Here is a 23,443-nt window from a genome sequence, read left to right on the forward strand (position 1 = left end):
GGTACCCCCGTAATGACGCTTAAATCCCTTGCCACAATATACACCTCGCTGGTCGCCGCGATCCTCGCTTTTGGCATCGATCGGGCGCAAAAGGCCTATCATATTGCCCCCGATTGCATCGCGCCGGGACAATCCGTTTGCGTCACGCCCTTTTCGGGATATGTGCCGTTCGCCATGACCGATTGGCGCGGTGGTGAAATTATTCACGTCACCGGTTTTTTTGACTATGTGCTCACCTGGAACACTGGCATTTCCTATGGTCTGCTCGATGGCCTGCCTGTCTGGGTATTGGGCCTCGTTATGGCGGTCGCCATTGTGGCGTTGGCCATATGGTGGTTCAAGGCTGACAGCGAATTGATTCGTATCGGGTTGGCGCTTTGCATCGGTGGCGCCTTGTCCAACGCACTGGATCGTTATCTTTTCGGCGCCGTTGCCGATTTTTTTTATTTCCATATTGGCGGGCAGGGGTTCTATATCTTCAACCTTGCCGATGTGGCGATCACATTCGGCGTCATCCTGTTGATTCTCGATCTGTTGGGCGTGGGTCGCACTCGCGCCGCCAAGGTCTGAAAATGTGTCGTGCCGGTCACGCTTGCTGGTGTAAAGCCGAGGCGAACACTTTACTGCCAGAATCTGGTCTTAGGCGCGACAATGCGCTATAAGCGCCGCCGTTAGCTTTGAAGGACGTTTCATGCGCAATGGATTGACCGGGCAGATTGCTCTTTCGGCCGGAACCCGGACGGGCCGGATGGCCCTTGGCCTGCTGGTGCTGGCGGCTCTTGCCGGTTGCACGACGGTTGAAGGTACGAACGCGCTGTCCGATCCGGGCACCTTTGAGCGCGAGGTGATCACCTCGACGGCTCAGGGCGTCGGGCTGATCCCCAAGGACGCCCCAAAGGAAGAGCCGACAACGCCGCGTGCGCCACTGGCGCTGCCGCGCGATACGGCCAGCCTTCCCACGCCAACCACCTCGATTGCGAGCCAGTTGCCGGTCGATAGCGATAGCGTGCAGATCGATACGTCCAATTTGACTGAAGCCGACCTGTCGCGCTTGCGCAATGCCCGCGTTGTTGATCTGCGGTCGCTCTCTGGTCGCCCGCTGACCGAAGTTGAATCGCGCGCCTTGACCGCGCGTATGATGGCGGCGAACAAGTCGATCAAGGTCAATGGCAAGCGGCCGCTTTATCTGCCGCCTGATGAATATTTCACCACTGTTGGCGGTCGCGATACGGTCTGCAAGGCCGCCAATGGTGAACTGGTCACCTTGAGTGATCCAAAATGTCCGCTCGATATTCGTCAGGCCCTTGGCCGTGCGACGCCAAACGGCGATGGCCTGATCGGCTCCGACGTCAACAATGTTCTGGGCCGCAACGACAACGGCAACTAAGCCTTCACTTTTCCGCTCCGCCGCACTGGCGGAGCTTTTCCCTATCCGCGCCGCCCATTTGGGTCCCGCATGTTATGAAGGCTTGATGCCATGAGTGAAACGCCCGCCACCGGTGACCGTCTGGCAAAGGTCATTGCCCGTTCGGGCCTGTGTTCACGCCGCGACGCTGAAACCTGGATCACGGCAGGACGCGTCGAGGTCAATGGCAAGAAAGTCCTCACACCGGCCTTCAACGTCACGGATCGCGACAAGGTCATAGTCGATGGCGCCCCACTTGCTGCCCGGCAGGGCACGCGCGTCTGGCTCTATCATAAGCCGGCGGGTCTGGTGGTCACAGAAAAAGATCCCGAAGGCCGCCCGACAATTTTTGAAGCACTGGCAACCCATGGCCTGCCGCGCGTCGTCACAGTTGGCCGCCTCGATATCAATACCGAAGGCCTTTTGCTACTCACCAATGATGGTGGGCTCAAGCGCGTGCTCGAACTGCCTGCCACCGGCTGGCTGCGCCGCTATCGCGTTCGCGCCCATGGTGTTGTTACCCAGGCGGCGCTTGATGGTTTGGCCAATGGCATCGAGATCGAAGGCATTCGCTATGGCGCCATCGAAGCCAAACTGGAACGCGAGCAGGGGGCCAATGTCTGGCTGACCATGGCCCTGCGTGAAGGCAAAAATCGCGAAGTCAAGAACGTGCTTGGCGCCCTTGGTCTTGAGGTCAATCGACTGATCCGGGTCAGCTATGGCCCCTTCCAACTGGCCGATATTCCCATCGGTGCCGTCGAAACCGTCAAGGCACGGATGCTGCGTGAACAGCTTGGCAAACGCCTCGCCGAAGAGGCCGATGTCGATTTCGATAGCGAAATGCCCGGCAAGGAAGAACTGGTTGGAAAGCCCACCCGCGACCGTCTGACAGGGCGCGGCACCAATACCGTCGAAATTGCAAAACAGCGCTTCCGCTTTACCGATAGTGCGGAAAAGACCGAGCGCGAAATTCGCGAGGAAAAGCCGCGCCAGGATCGTCCCGGCCGTTTTGGAGCTACCCGCTCCGCCCCACCGGTCAAGCGGTTCGATGATCGCGATTTGGGCGAAACCGCCCCCCACGCAAAATCATCTTCGACGATGGCCGTGAGGAAGACTTTGTCGAAAAAACCTATGGCAAGAAGCCGGGACGAGGCGATACTGGCGATAAACCATTCGGCAAGGGTGGGCCCCGCGCCGATGGTCAGCGCAAATCCTTTGATGACAAGCCACGCGGTCCGCGCCGCGACGATGTCGGCAGCGATCGCCCCAAACGCTCATTTGCGGACAAGCCAAAACGTGATTTCGGTGACCGTCCGCAGCGGCGTCCCGATGGCGAACGCCCCCAGCGTCGCCCCGATACCGAGCGGCCGGCCCGCGCCTTCGCGCAGCGCACCCGCCCCGACAATGAACGCACTCAGTCACCCCATCCGGTGACTGGTCGCCCCGGCCGCAATTTTTCCGAAAAACCGCGCAGCTTCCGCGCTGATTCAGAGCGCCCCGCACGTGCCGGCAACAAGCGCCCCGAAGGCGAACGTCAGCGTCCGGGTCGCGACGAATTGGGTTCGGTGGGCAAGACTTATGGCAAGCCCAGAACCCGCCCTGACGGTAAGCCTCAGCCCAAGCGCGATGGTGCCGCCCCTGCGCGTGGCCCGCGTCCCGGTGGACGCTCTGGCGGCCGCCCGGCACCTGGTGGTCGTCCGGCACCCGGTGGGCGGTCCGGCGGCGGCCGACCTTCGGGCGGTCCGCGCAAGCCGCGCGGCTGATCCATGCGCATCGTTTCGGGTAAATTTCGGGGCAAGCAACTGATATCGCCGTCGGACCTGTCGATTCGCCCCACGGCGGATCGGGTGCGCGAAAACCTGTTCAATATTCTGGCCAGTCGCCTTGGCCCCAATTTTGAAGGCTTGCGGGTCTTTGACCTGTTCGCCGGTACCGGCGCCTTGGGCCTTGAAGCGCTGTCGCGCGGCGCAACCCACGTCACCTTTGTCGATATGGGCGCCGAGGCGCGCGGCATCATCCGCGATCATATCGAAGCCTTCGGGGCAGGTGGGGTTACAAGGCTCCTGCGCCGCGACGCCACAGATCTGGGCGTTCCCGGCTCGATCAAACCCTTCGATCTGGTTTTTCTAGACCCTCCCTATAATGAGGGCATGGGCGAAGCTGCCTTGGGGTGCCTGACAAAAGGCTGGCTGGCGCCCGGTGCGACGTTGGCATTTGAGGAAAGTGCCGAGGCCGAAATCACACTTCCCACCGGCTTTGAACTGATCGACCGCCGCGTTTACGGTGCCGCCGCCATTCATTTGCTGTCCTATACGGCCTGACCCGTCAGGCGGCGGCGCAAGTGGCGCATTTGCCCCGAATTTCCATGGTTGTCCGCGCCACCGCAAACCCCTTGGCACCGGCCCATACCCCAAGACGCTCGTCGATCAGCGGATCTGCAAACTCATCGACCTTGCCGCAATCCTCACAAATGGCAAAGGCAATCAGCCCGCGTCGATGACAATTGGCGTCGGCGCAGGCGACAAAGGCATTCAGCGATTCCAGCCGATGCGCCAGCCCGCGCTCCATCAACTTGTCGAGCGCCCGATAAACTTGCAACGGCGCGCGCAACCCATCCTCCCGCAACTTGTCCAGAATGTCATAGGCCGATAGCGGCCCGTCCGAATGGGCAAGAGTGCCAAGCACCAGTCCCTGATTTTTGGTCAGATCGTCAGCCCACACATGGTCATGCCCAGCATGATCGTCGCCCATTCCCGCCATGATCCCGCTCCGCTATTGCGCCGTCATTGCCGGCAATAATTGCGCGACATTATGGCTGAACATCTCAAGGTAAGTGACCGCGCCTTGGTCCGGCGTCGACAGGGCATCGGCATAAAGCGCGCCGCCAATCGCCGCCCCGGTTTCGCGCCCGATCTGCTCCAGCAATCGTTGATCACTCATATTCTCGACAAACAGCGTTTTCGCGCCGACCGAGCGCACCTGCTCGATCAGCTTGGCCACATCCGCCGCCGAAGCTTCGCTCTCGGTAGAAATCCCCTCAGGGGACAGGAAATTGATGCCATACGCCGCGCCAAAATAGCCAAATGCATCGTGGCTGGTAATTACTTGTCGCCGCGTTTGCGGAATGGCGTCAAACTGCGCCCGCGTTGCCGCGTCAAGCGCCAGCATTTCGTCGGCATAGACTTTGGCGTTGGCCTCATAAAGGGCGCAACCGTCCGCATCGACGCTACACAGACCCGCCGCAATATTGCGCACATAGGTCACGCCATTGGTCAAATCCTGCCAGGCGTGAGGATCAACCTCCACTCTGCCATCCTCGTCCATTTCCCGCGGCGTGATACCCTCGCTGGCCACTACCACCGGTCCCTCAAAACCGGTCGAGCCAACGAACCGCTCAAGCCATCCTTCAAAATGCAGTCCATTGACGAAAAACACATCTGCCTTGGCAAGGCTGACCACATCGCCCGGTTTTGGATCGTAAATATGGGTGTCGGCATTGGGGCCCACAATCGTGGTAACCGCCACCCGGTCGCCGCCGACCCGCGCAACCATATCGCCCAGAATGGAAAAGCTCGCCACCGCCTTGACCGGTGCTGCCATGACCGCATGACCGCCCCCCAGCAAACCCAATGCCAGCACCAAAACCGCCCGTTTGATCATTCAATTCTCCTTACGCAATTCTGTGCCGCCGCGAGTGCAGCCTTGAAAACACCACGCCCCGTCGCCCGAAAATCAGCGACACGGCATAACCCAACCCCGCCACCAAAATGATTGCCGGCCCCGACGCCACGCTCAAATGATAGGAAATCAGCAAGCCGAAATAGGCTCGACACCGCCCCGATGCCGATTGCCAGCCCGCACATCGCCTCTAGCCCCCGCACCCAGAACCGCGCCGCCGCCGCCGGCAACATCATCAGTCCCACGGCCAACAACGTCCCCAGCGCCTGAAATCCCCCCACAAGGTTCAGCACCACCAGTCCCAGAAAGACCAGATGAACCGGATGCCCGGCTCGCGAGACACTCCGCAAAAAGTTCGGATCAAGACATTCCGCCACCAACCCCCGCCAGATGATCGCCAGCCCCACCAGCGAAATACTGACAATCGCCCCGATCATGATCAAGGCATCATTATTGAGCGCCAGAACCGTGCCAAACAGCACATGCATCAAATCAACATTCGACCCGCGCAGGCTGATCAGCATCACCCCCAACGCCAGCGAAATCAGGTAAAACGCCGCAAGGCTTGAATCCTCGCGTTGAATGCTGAACCGCGCCACCAGCCCCGCCAGAAGCGCCACGATCAGTCCAGCCGCAAACCCGCCCAGGGTCATCGGCAGGATGGCCAGCCCCGAGATTAGAAACCCCGCCGCCGCGCCGGGCAAAATCGCATGCGCCATGGCGTCCCCGGTCAGGCTCATCCGCCGCAGCGTCAGGAACACGCCTACCGGCCCCGCACTCAGCGTCAGGATCATCGCGCCTGCCAGCGCCCTTCCCATAAAGCCATATTGCGCAAACGGTTCGATCAATAGCTGATAAAGGCTCATTGCGCCGCCTCATGGCTATGGCCATGCCCGTCCTCGTGCCAGGGTGCATGCTCGTCCCAAGCCTCGGTCATGCCTCGCGACCGGCGCAGATTTTCGCGCGTCATCACCGTTTCAGTCGGCCCCCAGCCGATCAGTTCGCGCGCCAGCAGCAATGTCTGGGGGAATATTTGCCGCACCAGTTCAGCGTCATGCAGCACGGCAATCACCGTGCGTCCTTCGCCATGCCAGCGCTGCACCAGCCCCACCAGATCGCTGACCGTTTTCTCGTCAATCGCGGTAAAGGGCTCGTCGAGCAGGATCACCTTGGCGTCCTGCAACAATACCCGCGCAAACAGTGCCCGCTGCAATTGCCCGCCCGACAAAGTATCAATGCCGCGTCGCTCAAATCCGACCAGCCCCACGGCCTGCAAGGCGGCTTCAAGCGCCTTGATGTCATGGCGGCCAATGGCGCCGAACAGCCCACGCCACTTCCACAGGCCCAAAGCCACAAGATCGGTGACGTCAGCTGGAAAACTCCGGTCGATCTCGGCGCGCTGCGGCAAATAGGCCATGGCCTGCCGCCTGTCGCCAGCTTGGACAATGCGGCCCTCCAGCGGCCTCAGAACCCCGGCAATGGCCTTGAGCAGTGTTGATTTGCCAGACCCGTTAGGGCCGACTACCGCCGACATCGACCCGTGCGAAAAAGTGCCGCTCAAATGATGCACGGCGGGGTGCCCGTCATAGCCCAGTGTCAGATTATCAAGCTCGATTGCCCCGCTCATTGCTGCACCAACCAGCCAATCACCAGCCAGATAAATGCAATTGGCAGTAGCACCAGGCCAACGCGAACCCGCGCATCCATGCGTGCCATGCTGATCTTTCGAAAATACTCGCTCATGGATCGCCTATACCGCGTCGATATGTAATATCATTACATTTAGCGCAATAGCATTCGGCGCGTCAATCGGTCAGACACCGGTTCTGGCGCATTGACCTGTTCGCCCCGTCATGGCACACCAAAGGGGTGATGGTTCCTCGCGCCCAGGTGGCAACAGGATCAAAAGGGAACACGGTGCGGATTACCCATCAGGGGCCAAAACCGGGACTGCCCCCGCAACTGTAAGCGGTGCGCTTCTTTCAAATGCCACTGGCCAATTTGGTCGGGAAGGCGAGGGGCTGTATCCACCGCGAGTCAGGAGACCTGCCAGCACAGATGAACGGGCTTGTGCCCACACTGTCACACGCACACGGAGGGTGTTGCCTTGAATATAACGACCCAGACGACCACTCTTGCCTCTCTTTCAATTTCCCAGCGCGCCATCGCCGCCGGTCTTGCCTTGTTTTTGGGCCTGACCATGCTCTACGGCGTCGGTTTTGCCAGCGACATGGCCCTGCATAATGGCGCCCACGACACCCGCCATGCCATGGGTTTTCCCTGCCACTAGGCTATTTGGAAGCGCCGCTGAGCGGCCCGAGAGAATTAAATGCAATTGTTTCAGCGAATCTTTTTCGCTGCGGTCCTAGCCGGACTCGCAGCAGGCCTTGTTATGTCCGCCCTCCAGCAATGGAAGGTCGTGCCTCTGATCTTGAAGGCCGAAACTTTCGAAAATGCCGAACAGGTCCACGACCACGCCGTTGTGGCTCATGACCACGCCTCCGACACCCCCGCCCATGACGATGCTGTCCCTACAACAGTGACGGCGGCTCATGCCCATGCCGATAATGCCTGGGCGCCACAGGACGGGTTCGAACGCACCCTTTATACGGTACTGGCAGATGTGCTGGGCTCAATCGCCTTTGCCTTCCTGCTGGTCGCCACAGCCATTGTCGTAAAAATCGACATCACCCCGCGCAACGGTCTTCTTTGGGGCCTTGGGGGGTGGATGGCCTTCCAGCTTGCCCCTGCCTTTGGCCTGCCGCCCGAATTGCCCGGCATGGCCGCCGCCGATCTTGGCGCCCGCCAGCTCTGGTGGTGGGGCGCGGCAATCGCTAGCGCTTGTGCCTTTCTGTTAATCGCCAAACGGGCCAATCCGGTCAGCTTTGCTATTGCGACATTCCTGCTTTTGGCGCCCCATGTCATCGGAGCGCCAGCCGCGCCCGACGAGCCGAGCGCCGTGCCTGCCCATCTGGCCACCGCCTTTGCTGCCTCGGCATTGACTGTCTCAGCCGTCTATTGGCTGCTCGTCGGCCCGTTGATCGGCTATTTCAACCAGCTTTTTCAAAACACTGCCCCCGCCAACCGGAGCGCCACCCTATGAGCAAGATCCCAACAACCGTCATCACTGGCTTTCTCGGCGCCGGCAAAACCACACTAGTGCGCCATTTGCTCAGCCACGCAAAAGGCAAGCGCATCGCGCTGATCATCAATGAATTCGGCGATATCGGCGTCGATAAGGCTGTTCTGGCCGGGTGCGGCGATGAAACCTGCCGCGAAGAGGATATGGTCGAACTGGCCAATGGCTGCATCTGCTGCACCGTGGCCGAAGATTTCATTCCCACCATGACCCAATTGCTCGACCGGCCCGACACCTTTGACCACATCATTATCGAAACATCCGGTCTGGCGCTGCCCCAGCCCCTGATCCGGGCTTTCAACTGGCCCGAAATCAAATCCCGCGTCACGGTCGATGCCGTGGTCACCGTTGCCGACGCCGCCGCTCTGGCCGAAGGTCGCTTTGCCTCAAACGAAGCCGCCGTCGATGCCCAGCGACAGGCCGATGCCATGCTCGACCACGAAACCCCGTTGGGCGAATTGTTTGAAGACCAATTGACCGCCGCCGATCTGATCGTTCTTAACAAGACCGATCTGGTAACGGCTGAACAATTAGCCAGCATCGAAGCGGTCCTCCGCGCTGAACTACGTCCGGGCACCGGCATCATCCACGCTCAAAATGGCCATGTTGACCTCGGCGCACTGCTTGGCCTCGGCTTGTCCACCGAAGACAATATCGAACAGCGCCAGAGCCATCATGAACTTGAACATGATGGCGAAGGCCACGAGCATGATGATTTCGACAGTTTTTCCATCCGCCTGCCAAAAGTTTCGGGCAAGGATCAGCTATTGGCCACCATTGAATCGACAATTCGAACCCATGATGTGTTGCGCCTCAAGGGCTTTGCCGCCATCGACGGTTCGCCCGCACGCCTCTCCATTCAGGCGGTCGGACCGCGCGTTACCGCCTATTTCGACCGGCCATGGGCCGATGGCGAAACGCGCGAAACAGCCCTTGTGGTCATTGGCGAACAACCGCTTGATCACGCCGCCATCACCGCCAGCCTTAACGGCGCTGCGGCCTGATGCATCTGCTTTCGGCCCAGGCTGGCGCGATCCAGCAGGATGGAGAAGCCATCGATCTGGCCCAGACGCCGGGCGCGCTGATCTTTGCCTCCGCCGCCGATAGCGAACTGGCCATGCTCGCCGGCGCTGCCGATCGCTCTGGCGAAACAGGGCTGCGCCTCGCCAATACCTTGCGCCTGTCTCACAATTATTCGGTCGATCTCTGGCTGGAGCAAACCGTGCGTCACGCCAGGATCGTCGTCGTGCGGCTCTTGGGCGGCGCTGCCTATTGGCAATATGGCGTAGACGAACTGACAGCCCTATGTGCCAACCACAAGATCGCGCTGGCGCTGCTCCCCGGCGACGCCAATCCCGATCCCATATTGCGGCATCGATCAACCATCCACCCCGATGATTGGTCAGCCCTGCACGCCCTTTTTACCGCTGGTGGTCCCGACAATGCCGACCGGATCCTTGCAGCCCTCAACCAGTTGGCAACGCCGCACGCCTTGGGCGCGCAACGATTGGCCAGGGATGCTGATAAGGATTTCGCCCCGGCCCCCTTTGCCCGTTTCGGCCTGTGGCACCCGGCTTTGGGCATAACCGAACCCGAAGCCCTTGCCGCCTACAACGCCAAAACGGTGCCGGATGCGGTCGCCAATATCCCGATCCTGTTTTATCGCGCAGCGCTCGAAGGGGCGGGCACGGCCACGCTCGAAGCCTTGATTGCTGCTCTGACGGCAGCCGATCTCGTTCCGGTCCCACTGGTCATTTCGTCGCTGAAGGAAGGGGCATGCGTACGGTTCGTACAAAATGCACTGGCCCGATTCCAGCCAGCCGCCATCCTGAACCTGACCGGTTTCGCGCTCGGCCTCGATGGGCTTGAAGCAAAATCCAATCCCTTTGCGGAAATTGACGCGCCCATCATCCAGCTGCTGCAAGGCGGGCGTCCTATTGAGCAATATCAAGCCGACCCGCAGGGCCTCTCTGCCAAGGACCTGGCGATGCAGGTGGTCATGCCCGAACTTGATGGCCGCATCGGCGCCATCCTCGTGGGCCACAAGCAACAGGCCCTCTGGCACAACCGGAGCCAGTGTCCGCTCTCGGCCTATGCCCCCGACGCCTCGGGCATCGCCCGCGCCACGAACTTGGCCCAAAATTATGCCCGCCTGCGCGCCACCCCGCGTGCGCAACGCAAAATCGGGCTGATTCTTGCCAACTATCCCATCCGCGATGGCCGTCTGGCCAATGGCGTCGGTTATGATGCACCCCAATCGAGCGTCGAAATTCTCAAGGCTCTCAAGGCCGAAGGCTACCGCCTCGACGTTCCCGAGAATGGCAATGCACTGATCGAATCGTTGCAGGCCGGCCCAACCAACGCCAACCCGCAGCGCGGCGCCAGCAAAGCCCAACTGACCCTTGCCCGCTACAATACGCTCTTCGCTGCGCTGCCCGAAAAAATCCGAACGGAAGTCACCACCCGCTGGGGCCAACCCGAAGCCGACCCGTTCCTGCGCGGCGACGTCTTTCATCTCCCGGCCCTGATCTTTGGCAACCTCACCATTCTGCTGCAGCCCGCCCGCGGTTATGATCGTGACGAAACCGCCAACTACCATGATCCCGATCTCGTGCCGCCCCACGCCTACCTTGCCGCCTATCTCTGGTTGCGCCACGAATTTGCCGCCCATGCCCTCATTCACAATGGCAAGCACGGAAATCTCGAATGGCTTCCCGGCAAGGCGACGGCGCTCGATGAAACCAGCTACCCTGACGCGCTTTGGGGCCAATTGCCCCATCTTTATCCATTCATTGTCAATGATCCCGGCGAGGGCACTCAGGCCAAGCGGCGCACCGGCGCTACCATCATTGATCATCTTGTCCCACCGCTGACGCGGGCCGAAACCTATGGCCCGCTCAAAGATCTCGAAGCCCTGCTCGACGAATATTACGCCGCCTCCGGCATGGACCGCCGCCGCCTCAGCGATCTCAAGCGCCGCATTCTCGATTTCACCCGCGACACCCGCCTTGATCGCGACATCGCCCTGCCGGACGATCCCGACGCGGCGCTGGCCAAAATCGACAACTTCCTTTGCGATCTCAAGGAAGCCCAGATCCGCGACGGCCTGCATATTTTTGGCCAGTCGCCCACCGGTGATTTGGAGCGCGATCTGATCGTGGCACTGGCGCGTGTTCCACGCGGGGATAATGGCGGCGGCGAGGCGTCCATCATTCGCGCTTTGGCCGATGATCTGAAATTGGGCTTCGATGCGCTGAGCGCAGAGACTCGGTTCCCCATGGTGTGGTCCCCAGGTGACACTCAACGCTGACACGGTGCTAACAGATGTGCGCACCAATGGTGACATGGTCGAGGTGCTCGAAACCCTTGCCGCAAGCCTTGTTTCAGGCACATCCCCAGAACCGGAATGGACTGCCACCAAGGCGGTTCTGCAAACCGTTCAAACCACCATCCGCCCTCGCCTTGCCGCCAGCGGTCCCAATGAAATCAAGGCCTTGATTGACGGTCTCGATGGAAAGTTCATCGCCCCCGGCCCATCCGGTGCCCCCTCGCGCGGCCGCCTGGACGTGCTGCCGACGGGCCGAAATTTCTTCTCGCTCGACAATCGCGCCGTTCCCACCCCAACCGCTTGGGAATTGGGTCGCCAATCGGCGGAAAACACCATCCTGCGCCACTTTCAGGATCATGGCGTCTACCTCAAGTCCCTGGCGCTCTCTGTCTGGGGCACTGCCAATATGCGCACCGGTGGCGACGATATCGCCCAGGCTCTGGCCTTTATCGGTGCCAAGCCAAAATGGGACCCGTCCTCACTGCGCGTCTCGGGCTATGAAATCATTCCCTTGGCCAGGCTGGGTCGTCCCCGCATTGACGTGACCCTCCGGATTTCGGGCTTTTTTCGCGACGCCTTCCCGGCCCAGATCGCCCTATTCGACCGCGCTATCCGTGCCATTGGTGCCTTGGACGAGCCTGAGGATCAAAACCCCGTCGCCGCCCGCATGCGCACCGACGCGCTCGGACTCATGGCCTCTGGCTCGAGTGAGGCCGATGCCGCCCTCGCGGCCGGTCATCGAATTTTCGGTTCAAAACCGGGCGCTTACGGTGCCGGGCTGCAGGGCCTGATGGATTCTGGTCAGTGGCAAACCAAGGCAAATCTGGCCGACGCCTTCCTCAACTGGGGGCAATATGCCTATGGGGTTCAGGCAGCAGGCATTCCCGAGCGCGCCCGCTTTGCCGCGCGCCTTTCCCAGATTGATGCGGTGGTCCACAATCAGGACAATCGCGAGCACGATCTGCTCGATAGCGACGACTATTATCAGTTCGAGGGAGGGCTGGCCGTGACGGTCGAAACCCTTTCCGGCAGTCAACCCGCCGCCTACCACAACGATCACTCCCGCCCTGAGCATGTGTTAACGCGAACGCTAACCGAAGAAATCGCCAAAGTCATGCGCTCGCGCGTGGTAAATCCTAAATGGATCAATGGCTTGCACCGTCATGGTTACAAGGGTGCCTTCGAAATCATCGCCACTGTTGATTACATGTTCGCCTTCGCCGCCACCACCGGCGCTGTCAAAACGCACCATTTCGACCTCGCCTTCGAAGCCTTCGTCGAGGACGAGAGCACGCGCGATTTCATCAAGAAAAACAATAGCTTCGGCTATGATGAATTGCTGAAAAAATTCCGTGAAGCCATCACGCGTGGCCTCTGGACACCTCGCTCCAACTCCGCCTACGCTCTTCTCGAGGAGACCCCCATGTCTGACCGCCCCAAGAAAACCGACTTAATGACTGAAGCCGAGCGCGACGCCTATCATGCTGAAAAGATGCGTAAAAAGAAGGAAGCGCGCACCCGCATGCTAGCGACGAAAACCGAAGAGCGCGGCCTGTTGATCGTCCATACCGGTAAGGGAAAGGGCAAATCCACGGCCGCCTTCGGCATGGTATTTCGCGCCATTGGTCACGGATTCAAGGTTGGCGTTGTCCAATTCGTCAAGGGCGCATGGGGCACGGGTGAACGCGATATTCTGGAAAAATTTCAGGACTTTGTGACCATTCGTGCCATGGGCGAGGGCTTTACCTGGGACACCCAGGATCGTCAGCGCGACCTCGCCGCCGCCGCCGCCGCCTGGAAACAGGCCAAAGAGATGATCGCCGACCCCAGTTACAAGATGGTGTTGCTTGATGAACTCAACATTTGCCTGCGCTACGACTATCTGCCGCTCGAGGAGGTCATCGAGGTGCTGAAAAACAAGCCCCGTGATACCCACGTCATTGTCACCGGCCGAAATGCCAAGGATGAGTTGATCGAAATTGCCGATCTGGTCACCGAAATGACCGAAATCAAGCATCCGTTTCGCACCGGTGTAAAAGCCCAGGCTGGCATCGAATTTTAGCCGATTGAGGTCATTGTCGGCAGGTTTTTGATGTTTCGACGCTCAGAGACGTCACAAGTCGCTCAACGACCGCGTTCATGGTCGCGATGTCCGGCATCGAATATTTGAGCTGAAACGCCCCATATTGGCTGCCGCCACAGAGCGCAATCAGGCGCTGGTACAAAACGCGTTGGCCCGAGACCGCCGAAAAGCTGGCCCAGGTCGGCGTCGTGGCCTGATAGGTGATATTCCAGCCATCGTCGGTAAGATATTCCATGCGCTCCGCAGTTTCGTCCTCGAACCCCTCCAGTGCATTTCCACCCCACACAACAAGGGATTGGGCGCGCACCGGACGCTCAAACCTTTGACCATCGCCATTGTCGCTCTCACCAGACCCAACGAAATCCGGTGGAATATCAATGCCGTAACCGAATCGCAAATTTGAATAATGTCCCCACGCTGTCGCCATCGCTGGCGTAACGCAGATCAACATGGCAATCACGAAAATAGCGCGCATCATGTCAGTTTGCCTGCAGCTTATTGTTTCGGCAAGCGCCGGGTGCAGCCTAGACCACCACGATGCCGGAATGTTTGGCTTTGTCTTCGGGTTCAACGTGAATGGTGACCTGCACATCCTCAACCGCTTTGCGCAGTTCCGCTTCAACCCGATCGCAGATATTGTGCGCGTCATCAACGCTCATGGCGCCCGGTACCACCAGGTGAAATTCGATAAAGGTCAGTTTTCCGGCTTGCCGGGTTCGAATGTCGTGGGCTTCAAGGGCGCCGTCGGCATTGCCGGCAATGACTTCACGAATGGTCGTGAGCGTTGACGGTGGTGTCGCCACATCCATTAGTCCGCCAACACTCTCACGGATGACACCCCAACCCGACCACAAAATATTCAGAGCCACAAACGCCGCCAGCAATGGGTCAAGGACTGCCCAGCCGGTCACCACCACAAGGACGAGGCCAATGAGCACACCAGCGGTTGAAACAACGTCGGTGAACAGGTGTTTGGCGTCCGCGCGAAGCGCCGGCGAACGGACCTTGCGTGCGTACCGCAACAGTGCCACGCCCCAAATACCGTTGATCACTGTCGCGCCGGCGCTTGTCAACAGCCCGTTGAGTGGCGCGTCCGTGAACTCCGGCGCGAAAAACCCCAAAAAGCCTCTCGAAAAATCAGGATTGCCGCAACGATGATCATCACGCCGACAAGGACAGCGGAGAAATATTCGGCCTTGTGATAGCCATAGGGCAGGGCGGCATCGGCTGGTCTTTGGGCCAGCCTGACCGCCATGATCGCGGCTATAGCGGTGACCACATTGACAACGGACTCAAGTGCGTCCGAATAGAGCGCGATTGATCCCGTAACGCGCCAGGCCACGACCTTCAACCCGAGCACCAGCAGCCCTATTGCCAGGCTGACGCTCGCAACGATCATGGTCTGCCGTGATGATTTGTCCGCCAAATGTTGCCCCATAGTTCGGCCAGCAGTATCCCTCAAGACTGAATGGCGGGCATAACAATTGCCGAACCTGTCGGCAAGTCATTGTTTTTGCAATTGATTTTCAAAAGCGACGGATTGCCGCCACATATCCGGCAAGCCTTTGATTGACCACGCAGTTCTGGCGCAATAGAACCTGCATCAGCGCAGCGTTCCACACAGGAACTGAAACAGAGTTCGGTGCGGTCGACCCAAATCGGGGACCAAGTCCGGAGCCTGCTACGGTTTTTTCGCGAACCTGCCTCTTTGATTCAAACCAAGAGGCGATCATGAGCATTTCGACCCCGCTTACCCTGCCACCCAATACTGGCATCATGCTGTGTGGCCACGGCAGCCGCAATCAGCTGGCCGTGGGTGAATTCGCCACTCTTGCCGAGCGCCTCCGCGAAAAACTGCCAGGCATTCCGGTCGAGTACGGCTATCTCGAATTTGCCAATCCGGTGATTCATCTGGGGCTGGACCGGTTGCGTGAACAGGGTGTCGAAAAAGTATTCGCCGTGCCGGGCATGCTGTTTGCAGCCGGTCACGCCAAGAACGACATTCCCTCGGTACTCAACACCTACGCCGCCAGCCACGACGATTTTGACATCACCTATGGCCGCGAGCTTGGCGTCGATCTAAAAATGATCCGCGCCGCGGGCGAGCGGATCGAACAGGCAATCAGAGGGGCACCGGATCAGTCCATTGCCCGGCATGAGACACTATTGATGGTCGTCGGGCGTGGCTCATCCGATCCCGACGCCAACTCCAATGTCGCCAAAATCATGCGCATGATCTGGGAGGGCATGGGCTTTGGCTGGGGCGAGGTCTGCTATTCCGGCGTCACTTTCCCGCTGGTCACCCCGGCGCTCGATCATGCGGTAAAGCTTGGCTATCGTCGCATCGTGGTTTTCCCTTATTTCCTCTTCACCGGCGTTTTGGTCAACCGCATCTATGCTGCCGCCGATGAGGCTCAGAAAAAATACCCAGGTGTCGAAATTCTCAACGCACCCTACCTAAACGATCATCCACTTGTCATCGACACCGTCGTTGAACGGCTCGAGGAAATGCTGGTCGGCCAGAACCTGATGAACTGTGCCATGTGCAAATATCGGGAGCAGGTTTTGGGTTTTGAGGCCGAAATCGGCATGGCTCAGGAAAGCCACCACCATCATGTAGAAGGCGTCGGTGGCGGACTGGAAAACTGCCCTTGCGACGGCGATTGCGACGCCTCCTGCCGCGACGAGGCCTTTTGCAAGACCCATGATCTGCCATGGACCCCACTCCATAGCCATGAGCCTCATGGTGACCATGATCACGGTCACAGTCACAGTCACAGTCACAGTCATGATCATGCTTTGCTCAACAAAAAAGCTGGCCACAGTCACGATCATGGCGATCACCACCACCATCCCTATCCCCATGCAAACCATCCGCTAGGGCCGGTAACTCTGCCGAAAATTCAGGGCAAACTTGCCCAGAGCCAGCGCAATAAGGGGTAGGCGAATGCAACATGTGCGTGACCCCGCCGGTATTTACGCTCAAAGCTTTGCCACGATAGAGCATGAGGCGAACCTGTCAGGCTTGCCGTCCGCTCTTCGCCCCGTCGCCATCCGCATGATTCACGCCTGCGGCATGGTCGATCTGGCCGACGACATAATCGGGTCAGCTGATGTGGTCGAGGCTGTTGCCAAAGCGCTCGACGCTGAAAAACCGGTATTGTGTGATTGTGAAATGGTCCGCGCCGGTATCATCACCAAATTCCTGGCCAAAGCCAACGATCTAGTGGTGACACTCAACGATCCACTCACTGAAAAAATGGCCGAATCGCTCAAAACCACCCGTTCTGCGGCCGCCGTGGAATTATGGCAGGACCGGCTGGCGGGCGCCATTATTGTGATCGGTAACGCGCCGACTGCGCTATTTCACCTGCTCGATATGATCGCTGCTGCTGCCGACCGCCCCGCCGCCATTATCGCAGCGCCCGTGGGCTTTGTCGGCGCGACCGAAAGCAAGGCGCTGCTGGCTACGAATGCGGCCGGCATACCCTTTGTAACAGTGCGGGGACGGCGTGGAGGCTCGGCCATCACCAGTGCGGCGTTCAACGCCATTGCGAAATTGGCCAACGACGAATGAGTAAATGGCTGGATATCGTTGGGGTGGGGGAGCGTGGTCTTGCTGACTTACCGCCTGGGTTGCAAGCGATAGTCGCTGCCGCAGATACCATCATAGGGCCGCCGCGCTTCGCCGATGGTGACCCTCGCCACCTACCATGGCAGTCGCCACTGTCCGCTATGCTGGACCAGATCGATGCCCGGCGCGGTAAACCGACACTCATTCTGGCAACCGGCGATCCAATGTGGTTTGGCATTGGTGCCACGCTGGCCAAGCGCTATGGACGCGACGAGATTGCCATCCATACCCATCCATCGGCATTCCAACTCGCGGCGGCGCGCTTGCTCTGGCCGCTTCAGCACGTCGCAACAATCTCGCTTCATGGGCGTCCGTCCGAAACCATTCACGCCCATATTCAGCCCGGCAACAGAATTCTGGCATTGACCAGCGACCGAGGTACCGCCAACAGCGTTGCCGAAATTCTTGTCGATCGTGGTTATGGCGCCTCATTGATGACGGCTGTGGAAAATCTGGGCGCCCCCGACGAGCGGATTGTCCCCGCAGTGGCGGAACATTTTGACGCCGCCACCATTTCCGACTTTTATGTACTCGCCATTGATTGCGTCGCCAGCGATGGTGCCGCGCTGCTACCATCGGTGCCGGGATTGCCCGATCAAGCCTTTGTTTCCGATGGCCAATTGACCAAACGCGAAGTGCGCGCCGCAAGCCTTGCCAAGCTCGCACCCTTCCCCGGCGCCATGCTTTGGGACGTCGGCGCCGGGTGCGGTTCAATCGCCATCGAATGGCTCAGGAGTGCGCGCGACTGTCAGGCGATCGCCTTTGAAAAGTCAGCATCTCGCTTGCAACTGATCGCTACCAACGCCGAAGCACTCGGGACGCCGCAATTGCGAATTGAGCCCGGCGATGCCGTGACCAATCTGAAGGGAATGCCAACACCTGACGCGATCTTCCTAGGCGGCAATGTCGGCAATCGCGCGCTGTTTGATGGCTGTTGGGAAGCGCTGCGCCCCGGCGGTCGATTACTTGCCAATGCCGTGACGGTCGAAGGGGAGATGGCATTGTTTGAGCGACAGTTCAGTCTTGGCGGTGACATTGTGCGTATTGAAACCGCTGTGCTCGATCAAATCGGTCGCCATCGCGCCCTTCGCCCGCGCATGGCCGTCACCCAATATCTAGTGACAAAACCATGACCGGCACCATGTATCTGATCGGCACGGGACCGGGCGATCCTGAACTGCTAACACTCAGAGCGGCGCGACTATTGGCGACAATGCCAGCCATTGCGTATCCGACGACCGAACAGGCAGGCGCCATGGCCTTCGACATCGCCCGCGCCTATCTCAACCCATCCGCTCAACTCCTGCCAATTTGTCTTCCGATGCGGCGCGACCGGGCACCGGGAAAAGCCGCCTATGATCAGGGCGCGAGCGTCATTCAGACGCAACTCGATGCAGAGCGCGACGTAGCCTATCTCTGTGAGGGTGACCCACTGTTTTACGGCTCCGCCATGTATCTGCTCGAGCGGATCAACGCGCCCGTCGTAGTTGTTCCGGGCATTACCTCGCTGACCGCCGCTGCCGCCGCCATTGTCCGTCCACTGGCGGCGCGCAACGAGACACTAAAAATCCTGCCCGCGCCGTTGCGCGATGAACGATTGAAGGCTGAACTGAACTCAGCGCCCGCCGCCGCCATCATTAAACTGGGGCGGCATTTCGACCGCATACGCGCGCTGCTCGAACAAACCGGGCATGCCAGAAATGCCGTAGTCATCGAATACGCCAGCGGCCAAAACCAGCGCATTACCAAACTCGCCGATTTCGCGCACGACGCGCGCCCCTATTTCTCGATTATTCTCTGCTCTGCCGGAGAGGAAGCCTGGGCCAAGACTTGAAACCTGCCATAATATGCTTCGCCGCCAACGGCTTGCCGACCGCCAAGGCAATCGCGGCCATGACCGGCGGCACCATCATCACTGACGGCAAATCGGCCATCCCGCGCCTGTTCACTGCCGGAACAGCGATAATCGGTGTCTGCGCCGCTGGCATTCTTGTTCGCCTGTTGGCCGCCCATATCGGCAACAAGCATATTGAACCCCCAGTGATTGCCGTCAGTGCAGATGGCACCCACATTGTGCCCTTGTTGGGTGGCCACCACGGCGCCAACATGCTGGCGCGACAATTAGCCGAGGGGCTTGGTGGCATCGCCGCGCTTACCACCGCGTCTGATGCTCGGTTTACCCGTGCACTCGACGAGCCGCCGCAAGGCTATGCCTTGGCCGATCCCACCGCCGCAAAGGCGGCCATGGCCGCGCTACTCGGTGGGGCTGCGGTAAAACTTGAGGGTGACGCCCCCTGGCTCGCCGATGCAGGATATACGCTCGACCGTGCCGGTACCGTTGTCATCTCGATAACCGAGAAGCGCACCGCGCCGGGGTTGGTCATTCATCCCAAAACGCTGGTTGCGGGCGTTGGATGCGAGAGGGACGTGGAGCCAGCCGAAGTTATCGCGTTGATTGATAAAACTCTCGCCGACGCCGATCTGTCACCATTATCCTTGGCGGCGATTGGCAGCATTGATCTCAAGGCAGATGAGACGGCCCTGCACGCAGCGGCAACCCATTTCGGCGTGCCTCTACGGGTGTTCACTGCGGTCGAACTCAATCAGGAACGTGACCGGCTGGTAACCCCCTCTGCCATCGTCGACGCCGAAACCGGCACGCCCGGCGTTTGTGAGGCAGTAGCGCTCAAGGCAGGCACATTGCTGGTGCCCAAGCAAAAATCCAAACGTGCCACCTGTGCGATTGGCAAGGCGCCAAGCCCGATAGAGATCGCAAATTTTGGCCGGGCGTCTGGCCAGTTGCACATCGTTGGTATTGGCCCTGGCGAAGCCACTTCGCGTACCGTCTCTGCCGTTCGGGCGCTGGATGCCGCAACCGACTGGGTGGGCTATGGCCTCTATCTCGACCTGATTGCCGACGTGCATAACGACCAGACCGAGCATCGATTTCCACTCGGCGATGAAGAACCCCGCGTCCGCCACGCTCTTGAATTGGCCGCCACCGGACGAACAGTCGCGCTCGTTTGCTCAGGCGATGCACAAATTTACGCCATGGCAGCGCTGGTCTATGAACTGCTTGACGCATCCGGCCCGCGCGCCGTCTCCGATGCGGCTCGGCGGGTCGGCGTGGCCAGCCATCCCGGAATTTCGGCGCTGCAATCTGCATCGGCCGCTGCGGGCGCCCTGCTGGGGCACGATTTCTGTGCCATTTCGCTCTCGGATCTGCTGACCCCTCGTGACCACATCATCAAACGCCTGCATGCGGCCGCCGAGGGTGATTTTGTTACCGCATTCTACAATCCGCGCTCGAAACGCCGCACCGATCTGATCGAACACGCCAAAGCCATCTATCTCGATAACCGACCATCCGATACACCGGTCGTTATTGGTACCAATGTCGGTCGGCCCGAACAAAACCTGCGCATCACCACACTTGCCGCCTTCGATCCGACCGAGATTGACATGCTGACCATTGTCCTGTTCGGCGCCTCATCGTCGCGTTCTTTGACGCGCGGCAATGGCCAGACCTACGCCTATACGCCACGAGGATACGAACGAAAGAGCCTGCCATGACAGTCTATTTCATTGGCGCAGGCCCCGGCGCTGCCGACTTGATTACGCTGCGCGGCCAACGATTGATCGAACGTTGTCCTGTGTGTCTGTACGCAGGGTCGCTCGTGCCCCCCGAAATCGTGGCTTCCGCCCCAGCCGGCGCGCTGGTCAAGGACACTGCACCCATGCATCTTGATCAGATTATCGAGGACATAAGGCTGGCCCACGAAATCGGACACGATATCGCCCGAGTGCACTCTGGCGACCCCTCGATTTACGGCGCCGTAGCCGAGCAGATGCGGCGGCTTGATGGTTTGGGCATAGACTATGAAGTCGTGCCGGGCGTGCCCGCCTTTGCCGGTGCAGCGGCGCGACTGCAGACAGAACTGACACTCCCCGAAATCGCCCAGACCATCATCCTTACCCGCACATCGGGCAAGGCGTCCTCGGTGCCCGAGGGCGAGCGGCTCGAGCTTCTCGGTGCGTCCAAGGCAACGCTGGCTATCCACCTTTCAATCCGCAATCTGGCCTATGTCGAAACCGCGTTGACGCCCCATTATGGATCCGACTGCCCGGTCATTATCATCTATCGCGCGACATGGCCGGATGAAGAAATCATTGTGACCACGCTTGCTGAAATGCGCGGGCGGGTCCGTGAGGAGAAAATCACCCGAACCGCGTTGATTTTTGTCGGTCAGGTGTTCGGGCAGACCCGGTTCAAGGATTCCAGATTGTACGACGCCCAGTTCGCCCATGTGCTGCGCAATGTCGGCAAGAAGAAAAAGTCAAAGCAGTCGGGCTAGAGCAGCCCCAACGCATTGTCGACGCTGGCGGCTGCCGTGCCATAGTCATAGTCGGGCCGATTTATCATGATGATGCCAACGCCCAGCGCCTGCGCCGCCGCCAGTTTCGCCATGGTCTGCACACCGCCAGAATTCTTGCTGACCAGATGGGTGATCTGTTCTGACTGCATAAGCCGGGTTTCATCATCAATAGAATAGGGTGGGCGGGACAAGACGAGGTGCATGTTACTGGCCAACACGGTTGTTGGCGCTTCAATCAGTCGGACGATAAAGCGACAATCCTCCCGCTTTGAAAACGCCTCCAACCCTCGATGACCCGTCGTTAGCAGCACAATAGCGCCCTTGGGTAACGCCATCGCTGCCGCAGTCATGTCGGCCACCCGCTGCCAATCCGCACCCGGTTGCTCCTCCCATCCGGGCCGCAACAGGCGCAACAGCGGTCGCGATGTGTGCTGCGATGCTAGCGCCGCATGGCGAGAAATCTGTTCGGCATATGGATGCGTCGCGTCGATCACGCGCTCGAAATTTTCTGCTGCGATATAGGTCGCAAGCCCCTGGACGCCGCCAAACCCACCCGTCCGAAGCTGTCCCGACACCTGCAGCGGCGCTACTGTACGACCAGCTAACGCCGTCGTTACGTCATGGTTCAACGCCACCAGCGCTGCCGCTAGATGTCGTGCTTCTGCTGTGCCGCCAAGAATCAGGATTTTCACCTAGGCCTCACCCACAATTGCACCGGCACGATCCACGACCAGAATGCCGACGGCAATTTTGGTCGCTCCTAGCGCCCTTTCGGCCCGTGCCTTGGCGGCCTTTGCCACCGCATCAGCCAGCCGGAAACCCGCGGCCATGCCCAAAACTTCATTTGCTGTATTCGCCAATGGTACTTTCGCCAGCAGGCTCTTTGCTCGCGCCCATGGCCGCCAGCATTGCCGTCAATCCGTCCAATTCGACGCTCGAGCGCCCCGAATGCAGGTCAAGCGACCCTTGCCCGAGCTTGACCAACTTGGCAAAGCCCCCGGCAATAGTTAGCTGTTCCACCGGATGTTGCTTGAGATATTTCAATAGCCCCCCGGCGAAATCGCCCATGTCCAGATAGGCTTCAATTGGCAACCCCAGCCGCGCCTGCGCCGCCTTTTCCGAGAGGTCGCCGGTCGAGCCAACAACATGAGTCAGCCCTATCGCCCGCGCCACATCGATGCCGCGATGGATCGAATGGATCCAAGCCGAACATGAGTAGGGAATAACAATGCCGGTCGTGCCCAAAATCGACAGTCCGCCCAAAATGCCGAGGCGTGGATTCCAGGTTTTTGCCGCCAACTGTTCGCCGTCGCGCACTGAAATGGTAACGACAAAATCCGGTGCAACACCAAACCGTCCGGCTACTTCGGTCACCACTGCCGTCATCATTTTTCGCGGCACCGGATTGATCGCCGGTTCACCAACGGCGAGAGGCAGGCCGGGCTTTGTAACGGTGCCGACACCTCGGCCTGCCCTGAACTGAACCCCGGTGCCAGTCGATCCGTGACTGATCGAGGCCATGATCAGCGCGCCATGGGTAACATCTGGATCATCGCCTGCATCCTTGATGATGCCCGCCTCGGCAAAGCCATCGCCCAGCGCCTCGTGGGCGAGCGAAAATCCTGGTCGTTGACCGCCGGGCAGCGGAATGACCACAGGATCGTCAAATCCGCCGCCCAATAGCGCCGACAGGGCCGATTTGGTGGCAGCGGTCGCGCAGGCACCGGTCGTCCAGCCACGCCTAAGCGCGTTTGCGTTGGGGACAGGCGTATCAACGGTTTCACTCATGGCAAAGACCTA

20 protein-coding genes, 4 pseudogenes and 1 riboswitch are annotated in these 23,443 nt (G+C 59.7%); of the genes and pseudogenes, 16 read left to right on the forward strand and 8 right to left on the reverse strand.

Annotation, left to right across the window (positions count from 1 at the left end; all coding sequences use genetic code 11):
* Positions 1 to 12 precede the first annotated feature (12 nt).
* The 5 genes from lspA (at position 13) to rsmD (ending at position 3,726) form a co-directional block, all read left to right on the forward strand.
* The gene (gene lspA, locus PSQ19_RS17945) at positions 13 to 570 is read left to right on the forward strand and encodes a signal peptidase II (protein WP_282218864.1); all 558 of its coding nucleotides are present in this window, start codon (positions 13 to 15) and stop codon (positions 568 to 570) included.
* A 121-nt stretch (positions 571 to 691) separates the two neighbouring features.
* Positions 692 to 1,387, forward strand: coding sequence for a hypothetical protein (locus tag PSQ19_RS17950; RefSeq protein WP_282218865.1), 696 nt, complete (start codon positions 692 to 694; stop codon positions 1,385 to 1,387).
* Positions 1,388 to 1,477: 90 nt separating this feature from the next.
* Positions 1,478 to 2,839: a pseudouridine synthase gene (locus PSQ19_RS17955; RefSeq protein ID WP_282218866.1), complete on the forward strand. Its 1,362-nt coding sequence runs from the start codon at positions 1,478 to 1,480 to the stop codon at positions 2,837 to 2,839.
* On the forward strand, positions 2,836 to 3,168 hold the full coding sequence (locus PSQ19_RS17960; protein ID WP_282218867.1) for a hypothetical protein: 333 nt from the start codon (positions 2,836 to 2,838) through the stop codon (positions 3,166 to 3,168). Before PSQ19_RS17955 ends, PSQ19_RS17960 begins: the two co-directional genes overlap by 4 nt.
* Positions 3,169 to 3,171: 3 nt before the next feature.
* Complete coding sequence (gene rsmD / locus PSQ19_RS17965; protein WP_282218868.1) at positions 3,172 to 3,726, forward strand: 16S rRNA (guanine(966)-N(2))-methyltransferase RsmD; 555 nt, start codon at positions 3,172 to 3,174, stop codon at positions 3,724 to 3,726.
* Positions 3,727 to 3,730: 4 nt separating this feature from the next.
* On the opposite strand, the gene PSQ19_RS17970 is transcribed toward rsmD, so the two are convergent.
* The 4 genes and pseudogenes from PSQ19_RS17970 to aztA form a co-directional block, all read right to left on the reverse strand.
* Positions 3,731 to 4,156: a Fur family transcriptional regulator gene (locus PSQ19_RS17970; protein WP_282220742.1), complete on the reverse strand. Its 426-nt coding sequence runs from the start codon at positions 4,154 to 4,156 to the stop codon at positions 3,731 to 3,733.
* A 21-nt stretch (positions 4,157 to 4,177) separates the two neighbouring features.
* A complete protein-coding gene (locus PSQ19_RS17975) occupies positions 4,178 to 5,065 on the reverse strand; it encodes a metal ABC transporter substrate-binding protein (RefSeq protein WP_282218869.1) in 888 nt (295 codons plus the stop codon).
* 10 nt (positions 5,066 to 5,075) lie between these two features.
* Positions 5,076 to 5,949: pseudogene (locus PSQ19_RS17980) on the reverse strand (metal ABC transporter permease).
* Positions 5,946 to 6,710 carry a zinc ABC transporter ATP-binding protein AztA gene (gene aztA, locus PSQ19_RS17985; protein ID WP_282218871.1) on the reverse strand — a complete coding sequence of 255 codons (765 nt, stop codon included), beginning with the start codon at positions 6,708 to 6,710 and terminating at the stop codon, positions 5,946 to 5,948. The pseudogene PSQ19_RS17980 and the gene aztA overlap by 4 nt, the downstream one beginning before the upstream one ends.
* Before the next feature lie 229 nt (positions 6,711 to 6,939).
* Positions 6,940 to 7,151, forward strand: a riboswitch (cobalamin riboswitch).
* Positions 7,152 to 7,190: 39 nt separating this feature from the next.
* On the opposite strand from aztA, the gene PSQ19_RS17990 reads away from it, so the two are divergent.
* The 5 genes and pseudogenes from PSQ19_RS17990 (at position 7,191) to cobO (ending at position 13,612) form a co-directional block, all read left to right on the forward strand.
* Positions 7,191 to 7,373 carry a CbtB domain-containing protein gene (locus PSQ19_RS17990; RefSeq protein ID WP_328517694.1) on the forward strand — a complete coding sequence of 61 codons (183 nt, stop codon included), beginning with the start codon at positions 7,191 to 7,193 and terminating at the stop codon, positions 7,371 to 7,373.
* A gap of 39 nt (positions 7,374 to 7,412) precedes the next feature.
* Complete coding sequence (locus PSQ19_RS17995) at positions 7,413 to 8,186, forward strand: CbtA family protein (RefSeq protein ID WP_282218872.1); 774 nt, start codon at positions 7,413 to 7,415, stop codon at positions 8,184 to 8,186.
* Complete coding sequence (gene cobW / locus PSQ19_RS18000; protein ID WP_282218873.1) at positions 8,183 to 9,226, forward strand: cobalamin biosynthesis protein CobW; 1,044 nt, start codon at positions 8,183 to 8,185, stop codon at positions 9,224 to 9,226. Before PSQ19_RS17995 ends, cobW begins: the two co-directional genes overlap by 4 nt.
* Positions 9,226 to 12,949, forward strand: a pseudogene (gene cobN / locus PSQ19_RS20150) (cobaltochelatase subunit CobN); the annotation flags it as partial. The gene cobW and the pseudogene cobN, both read left to right, overlap by 1 nt.
* Positions 12,950 to 13,003: 54 nt before the next feature.
* Positions 13,004 to 13,612, forward strand: coding sequence for a cob(I)yrinic acid a,c-diamide adenosyltransferase (gene cobO, locus PSQ19_RS20155; protein WP_282220744.1), 609 nt, complete (start codon positions 13,004 to 13,006; stop codon positions 13,610 to 13,612).
* A 10-nt stretch (positions 13,613 to 13,622) separates the two neighbouring features.
* On the opposite strand, the gene PSQ19_RS18015 is transcribed toward cobO, so the two are convergent.
* Both PSQ19_RS18015 and PSQ19_RS18020 read right to left on the reverse strand, forming a co-directional pair.
* Positions 13,623 to 14,111: a hypothetical protein gene (locus PSQ19_RS18015; protein ID WP_282218874.1), complete on the reverse strand. Its 489-nt coding sequence runs from the start codon at positions 14,109 to 14,111 to the stop codon at positions 13,623 to 13,625.
* A 46-nt stretch (positions 14,112 to 14,157) separates the two neighbouring features.
* Positions 14,158 to 15,032 (reverse strand): annotated as a pseudogene (locus tag PSQ19_RS18020) (cation diffusion facilitator family transporter).
* 332 nt (positions 15,033 to 15,364) lie between these two features.
* Between PSQ19_RS18020 and PSQ19_RS18025 the strand changes: the two are divergent.
* The 6 genes from PSQ19_RS18025 to cobM are packed head-to-tail and all read left to right on the forward strand — an operon-like array spanning position 15,365 to position 21,622.
* Positions 15,365 to 16,576: a sirohydrochlorin chelatase gene (locus PSQ19_RS18025; protein ID WP_282218875.1), complete on the forward strand. Its 1,212-nt coding sequence runs from the start codon at positions 15,365 to 15,367 to the stop codon at positions 16,574 to 16,576.
* Positions 16,577 to 16,580: 4 nt separating this feature from the next.
* Positions 16,581 to 17,210, forward strand: coding sequence for a precorrin-8X methylmutase (locus PSQ19_RS18030; protein WP_282218876.1), 630 nt, complete (start codon positions 16,581 to 16,583; stop codon positions 17,208 to 17,210).
* Positions 17,207 to 18,400, forward strand: coding sequence for a precorrin-6y C5,15-methyltransferase (decarboxylating) subunit CbiE (gene cbiE, locus PSQ19_RS18035; protein WP_282218877.1), 1,194 nt, complete (start codon positions 17,207 to 17,209; stop codon positions 18,398 to 18,400). Before PSQ19_RS18030 ends, cbiE begins: the two co-directional genes overlap by 4 nt.
* On the forward strand, positions 18,397 to 19,101 hold the full coding sequence (gene cobI / locus PSQ19_RS18040; RefSeq protein ID WP_282218878.1) for a precorrin-2 C(20)-methyltransferase: 705 nt from the start codon (positions 18,397 to 18,399) through the stop codon (positions 19,099 to 19,101). The genes cbiE and cobI overlap by 4 nt, the downstream gene beginning before the upstream one ends.
* Complete coding sequence (cobJ, locus tag PSQ19_RS18045) at positions 19,098 to 20,840, forward strand: precorrin-3B C(17)-methyltransferase (RefSeq protein WP_282218879.1); 1,743 nt, start codon at positions 19,098 to 19,100, stop codon at positions 20,838 to 20,840. Before cobI ends, cobJ begins: the two co-directional genes overlap by 4 nt.
* Entirely contained in the window at positions 20,837 to 21,622 is a 786-nt protein-coding gene (gene cobM / locus PSQ19_RS18050) for a precorrin-4 C(11)-methyltransferase (RefSeq protein WP_282218880.1), read from the forward strand. The genes cobJ and cobM overlap by 4 nt, the downstream gene beginning before the upstream one ends.
* Here cobM and PSQ19_RS18055 read toward each other — a convergent pair.
* Positions 21,619 to 22,335 carry a cobalt-precorrin-6A reductase gene (locus PSQ19_RS18055; RefSeq protein WP_282218881.1) on the reverse strand — a complete coding sequence of 239 codons (717 nt, stop codon included), beginning with the start codon at positions 22,333 to 22,335 and terminating at the stop codon, positions 21,619 to 21,621. The two genes, cobM and PSQ19_RS18055, sit on opposite strands and share 4 nt — an antisense overlap.
* A pseudogene (locus PSQ19_RS18060) lies at positions 22,336 to 23,431 on the reverse strand (cobalt-precorrin-5B (C(1))-methyltransferase). It abuts the gene before it with no gap.
* Positions 23,432 to 23,443 lie beyond the last annotated feature (12 nt).

Source organism: Devosia algicola (assembly GCF_028816455.1).
GTDB lineage: Bacteria > Pseudomonadota > Alphaproteobacteria > Rhizobiales > Devosiaceae > Devosia > Devosia algicola.

What these genes read in the sequence shown, in the direction of transcription:
- cobM (WP_282218880.1), top strand. Translation starts at nt 20,837, where the DNA reads ATGACAGTCTATTTCATTGGCGCAGGCCCCGGCGCTGCCGACTTGATT.
- PSQ19_RS18025 (WP_282218875.1), top strand. Translation starts at nt 15,365, where the DNA reads ATGAGCATTTCGACCCCGCTTACCCTGCCACCCAATACTGGCATCATG.
- aztA (WP_282218871.1), bottom strand. Translation starts at nt 6,710, where the DNA reads ATGAGCGGGGCAATCGAGCTTGATAATCTGACACTGGGCTATGACGGG.
- PSQ19_RS17975 (WP_282218869.1), bottom strand. Translation starts at nt 5,065, where the DNA reads ATGATCAAACGGGCGGTTTTGGTGCTGGCATTGGGTTTGCTGGGGGGC.
- cbiE (WP_282218877.1), top strand. Translation starts at nt 17,207, where the DNA reads ATGAGTAAATGGCTGGATATCGTTGGGGTGGGGGAGCGTGGTCTTGCT.
- cobW (WP_282218873.1), top strand. Translation starts at nt 8,183, where the DNA reads ATGAGCAAGATCCCAACAACCGTCATCACTGGCTTTCTCGGCGCCGGC.
- PSQ19_RS17955 (WP_282218866.1), top strand. Translation starts at nt 1,478, where the DNA reads ATGAGTGAAACGCCCGCCACCGGTGACCGTCTGGCAAAGGTCATTGCC.
- cobI (WP_282218878.1), top strand. Translation starts at nt 18,397, where the DNA reads ATGACCGGCACCATGTATCTGATCGGCACGGGACCGGGCGATCCTGAA.
- rsmD (WP_282218868.1), top strand. Translation starts at nt 3,172, where the DNA reads ATGCGCATCGTTTCGGGTAAATTTCGGGGCAAGCAACTGATATCGCCG.
- cobO (WP_282220744.1), top strand. Translation starts at nt 13,004, where the DNA reads ATGACTGAAGCCGAGCGCGACGCCTATCATGCTGAAAAGATGCGTAAA.
- PSQ19_RS18030 (WP_282218876.1), top strand. Translation starts at nt 16,581, where the DNA reads ATGCAACATGTGCGTGACCCCGCCGGTATTTACGCTCAAAGCTTTGCC.
- PSQ19_RS17995 (WP_282218872.1), top strand. Translation starts at nt 7,413, where the DNA reads ATGCAATTGTTTCAGCGAATCTTTTTCGCTGCGGTCCTAGCCGGACTC.
- PSQ19_RS18015 (WP_282218874.1), bottom strand. Translation starts at nt 14,111, where the DNA reads ATGATGCGCGCTATTTTCGTGATTGCCATGTTGATCTGCGTTACGCCA.
- PSQ19_RS17950 (WP_282218865.1), top strand. Translation starts at nt 692, where the DNA reads ATGCGCAATGGATTGACCGGGCAGATTGCTCTTTCGGCCGGAACCCGG.
- PSQ19_RS17970 (WP_282220742.1), bottom strand. Translation starts at nt 4,156, where the DNA reads ATGGGCGACGATCATGCTGGGCATGACCATGTGTGGGCTGACGATCTG.
- lspA (WP_282218864.1), top strand. Translation starts at nt 13, where the DNA reads ATGACGCTTAAATCCCTTGCCACAATATACACCTCGCTGGTCGCCGCG.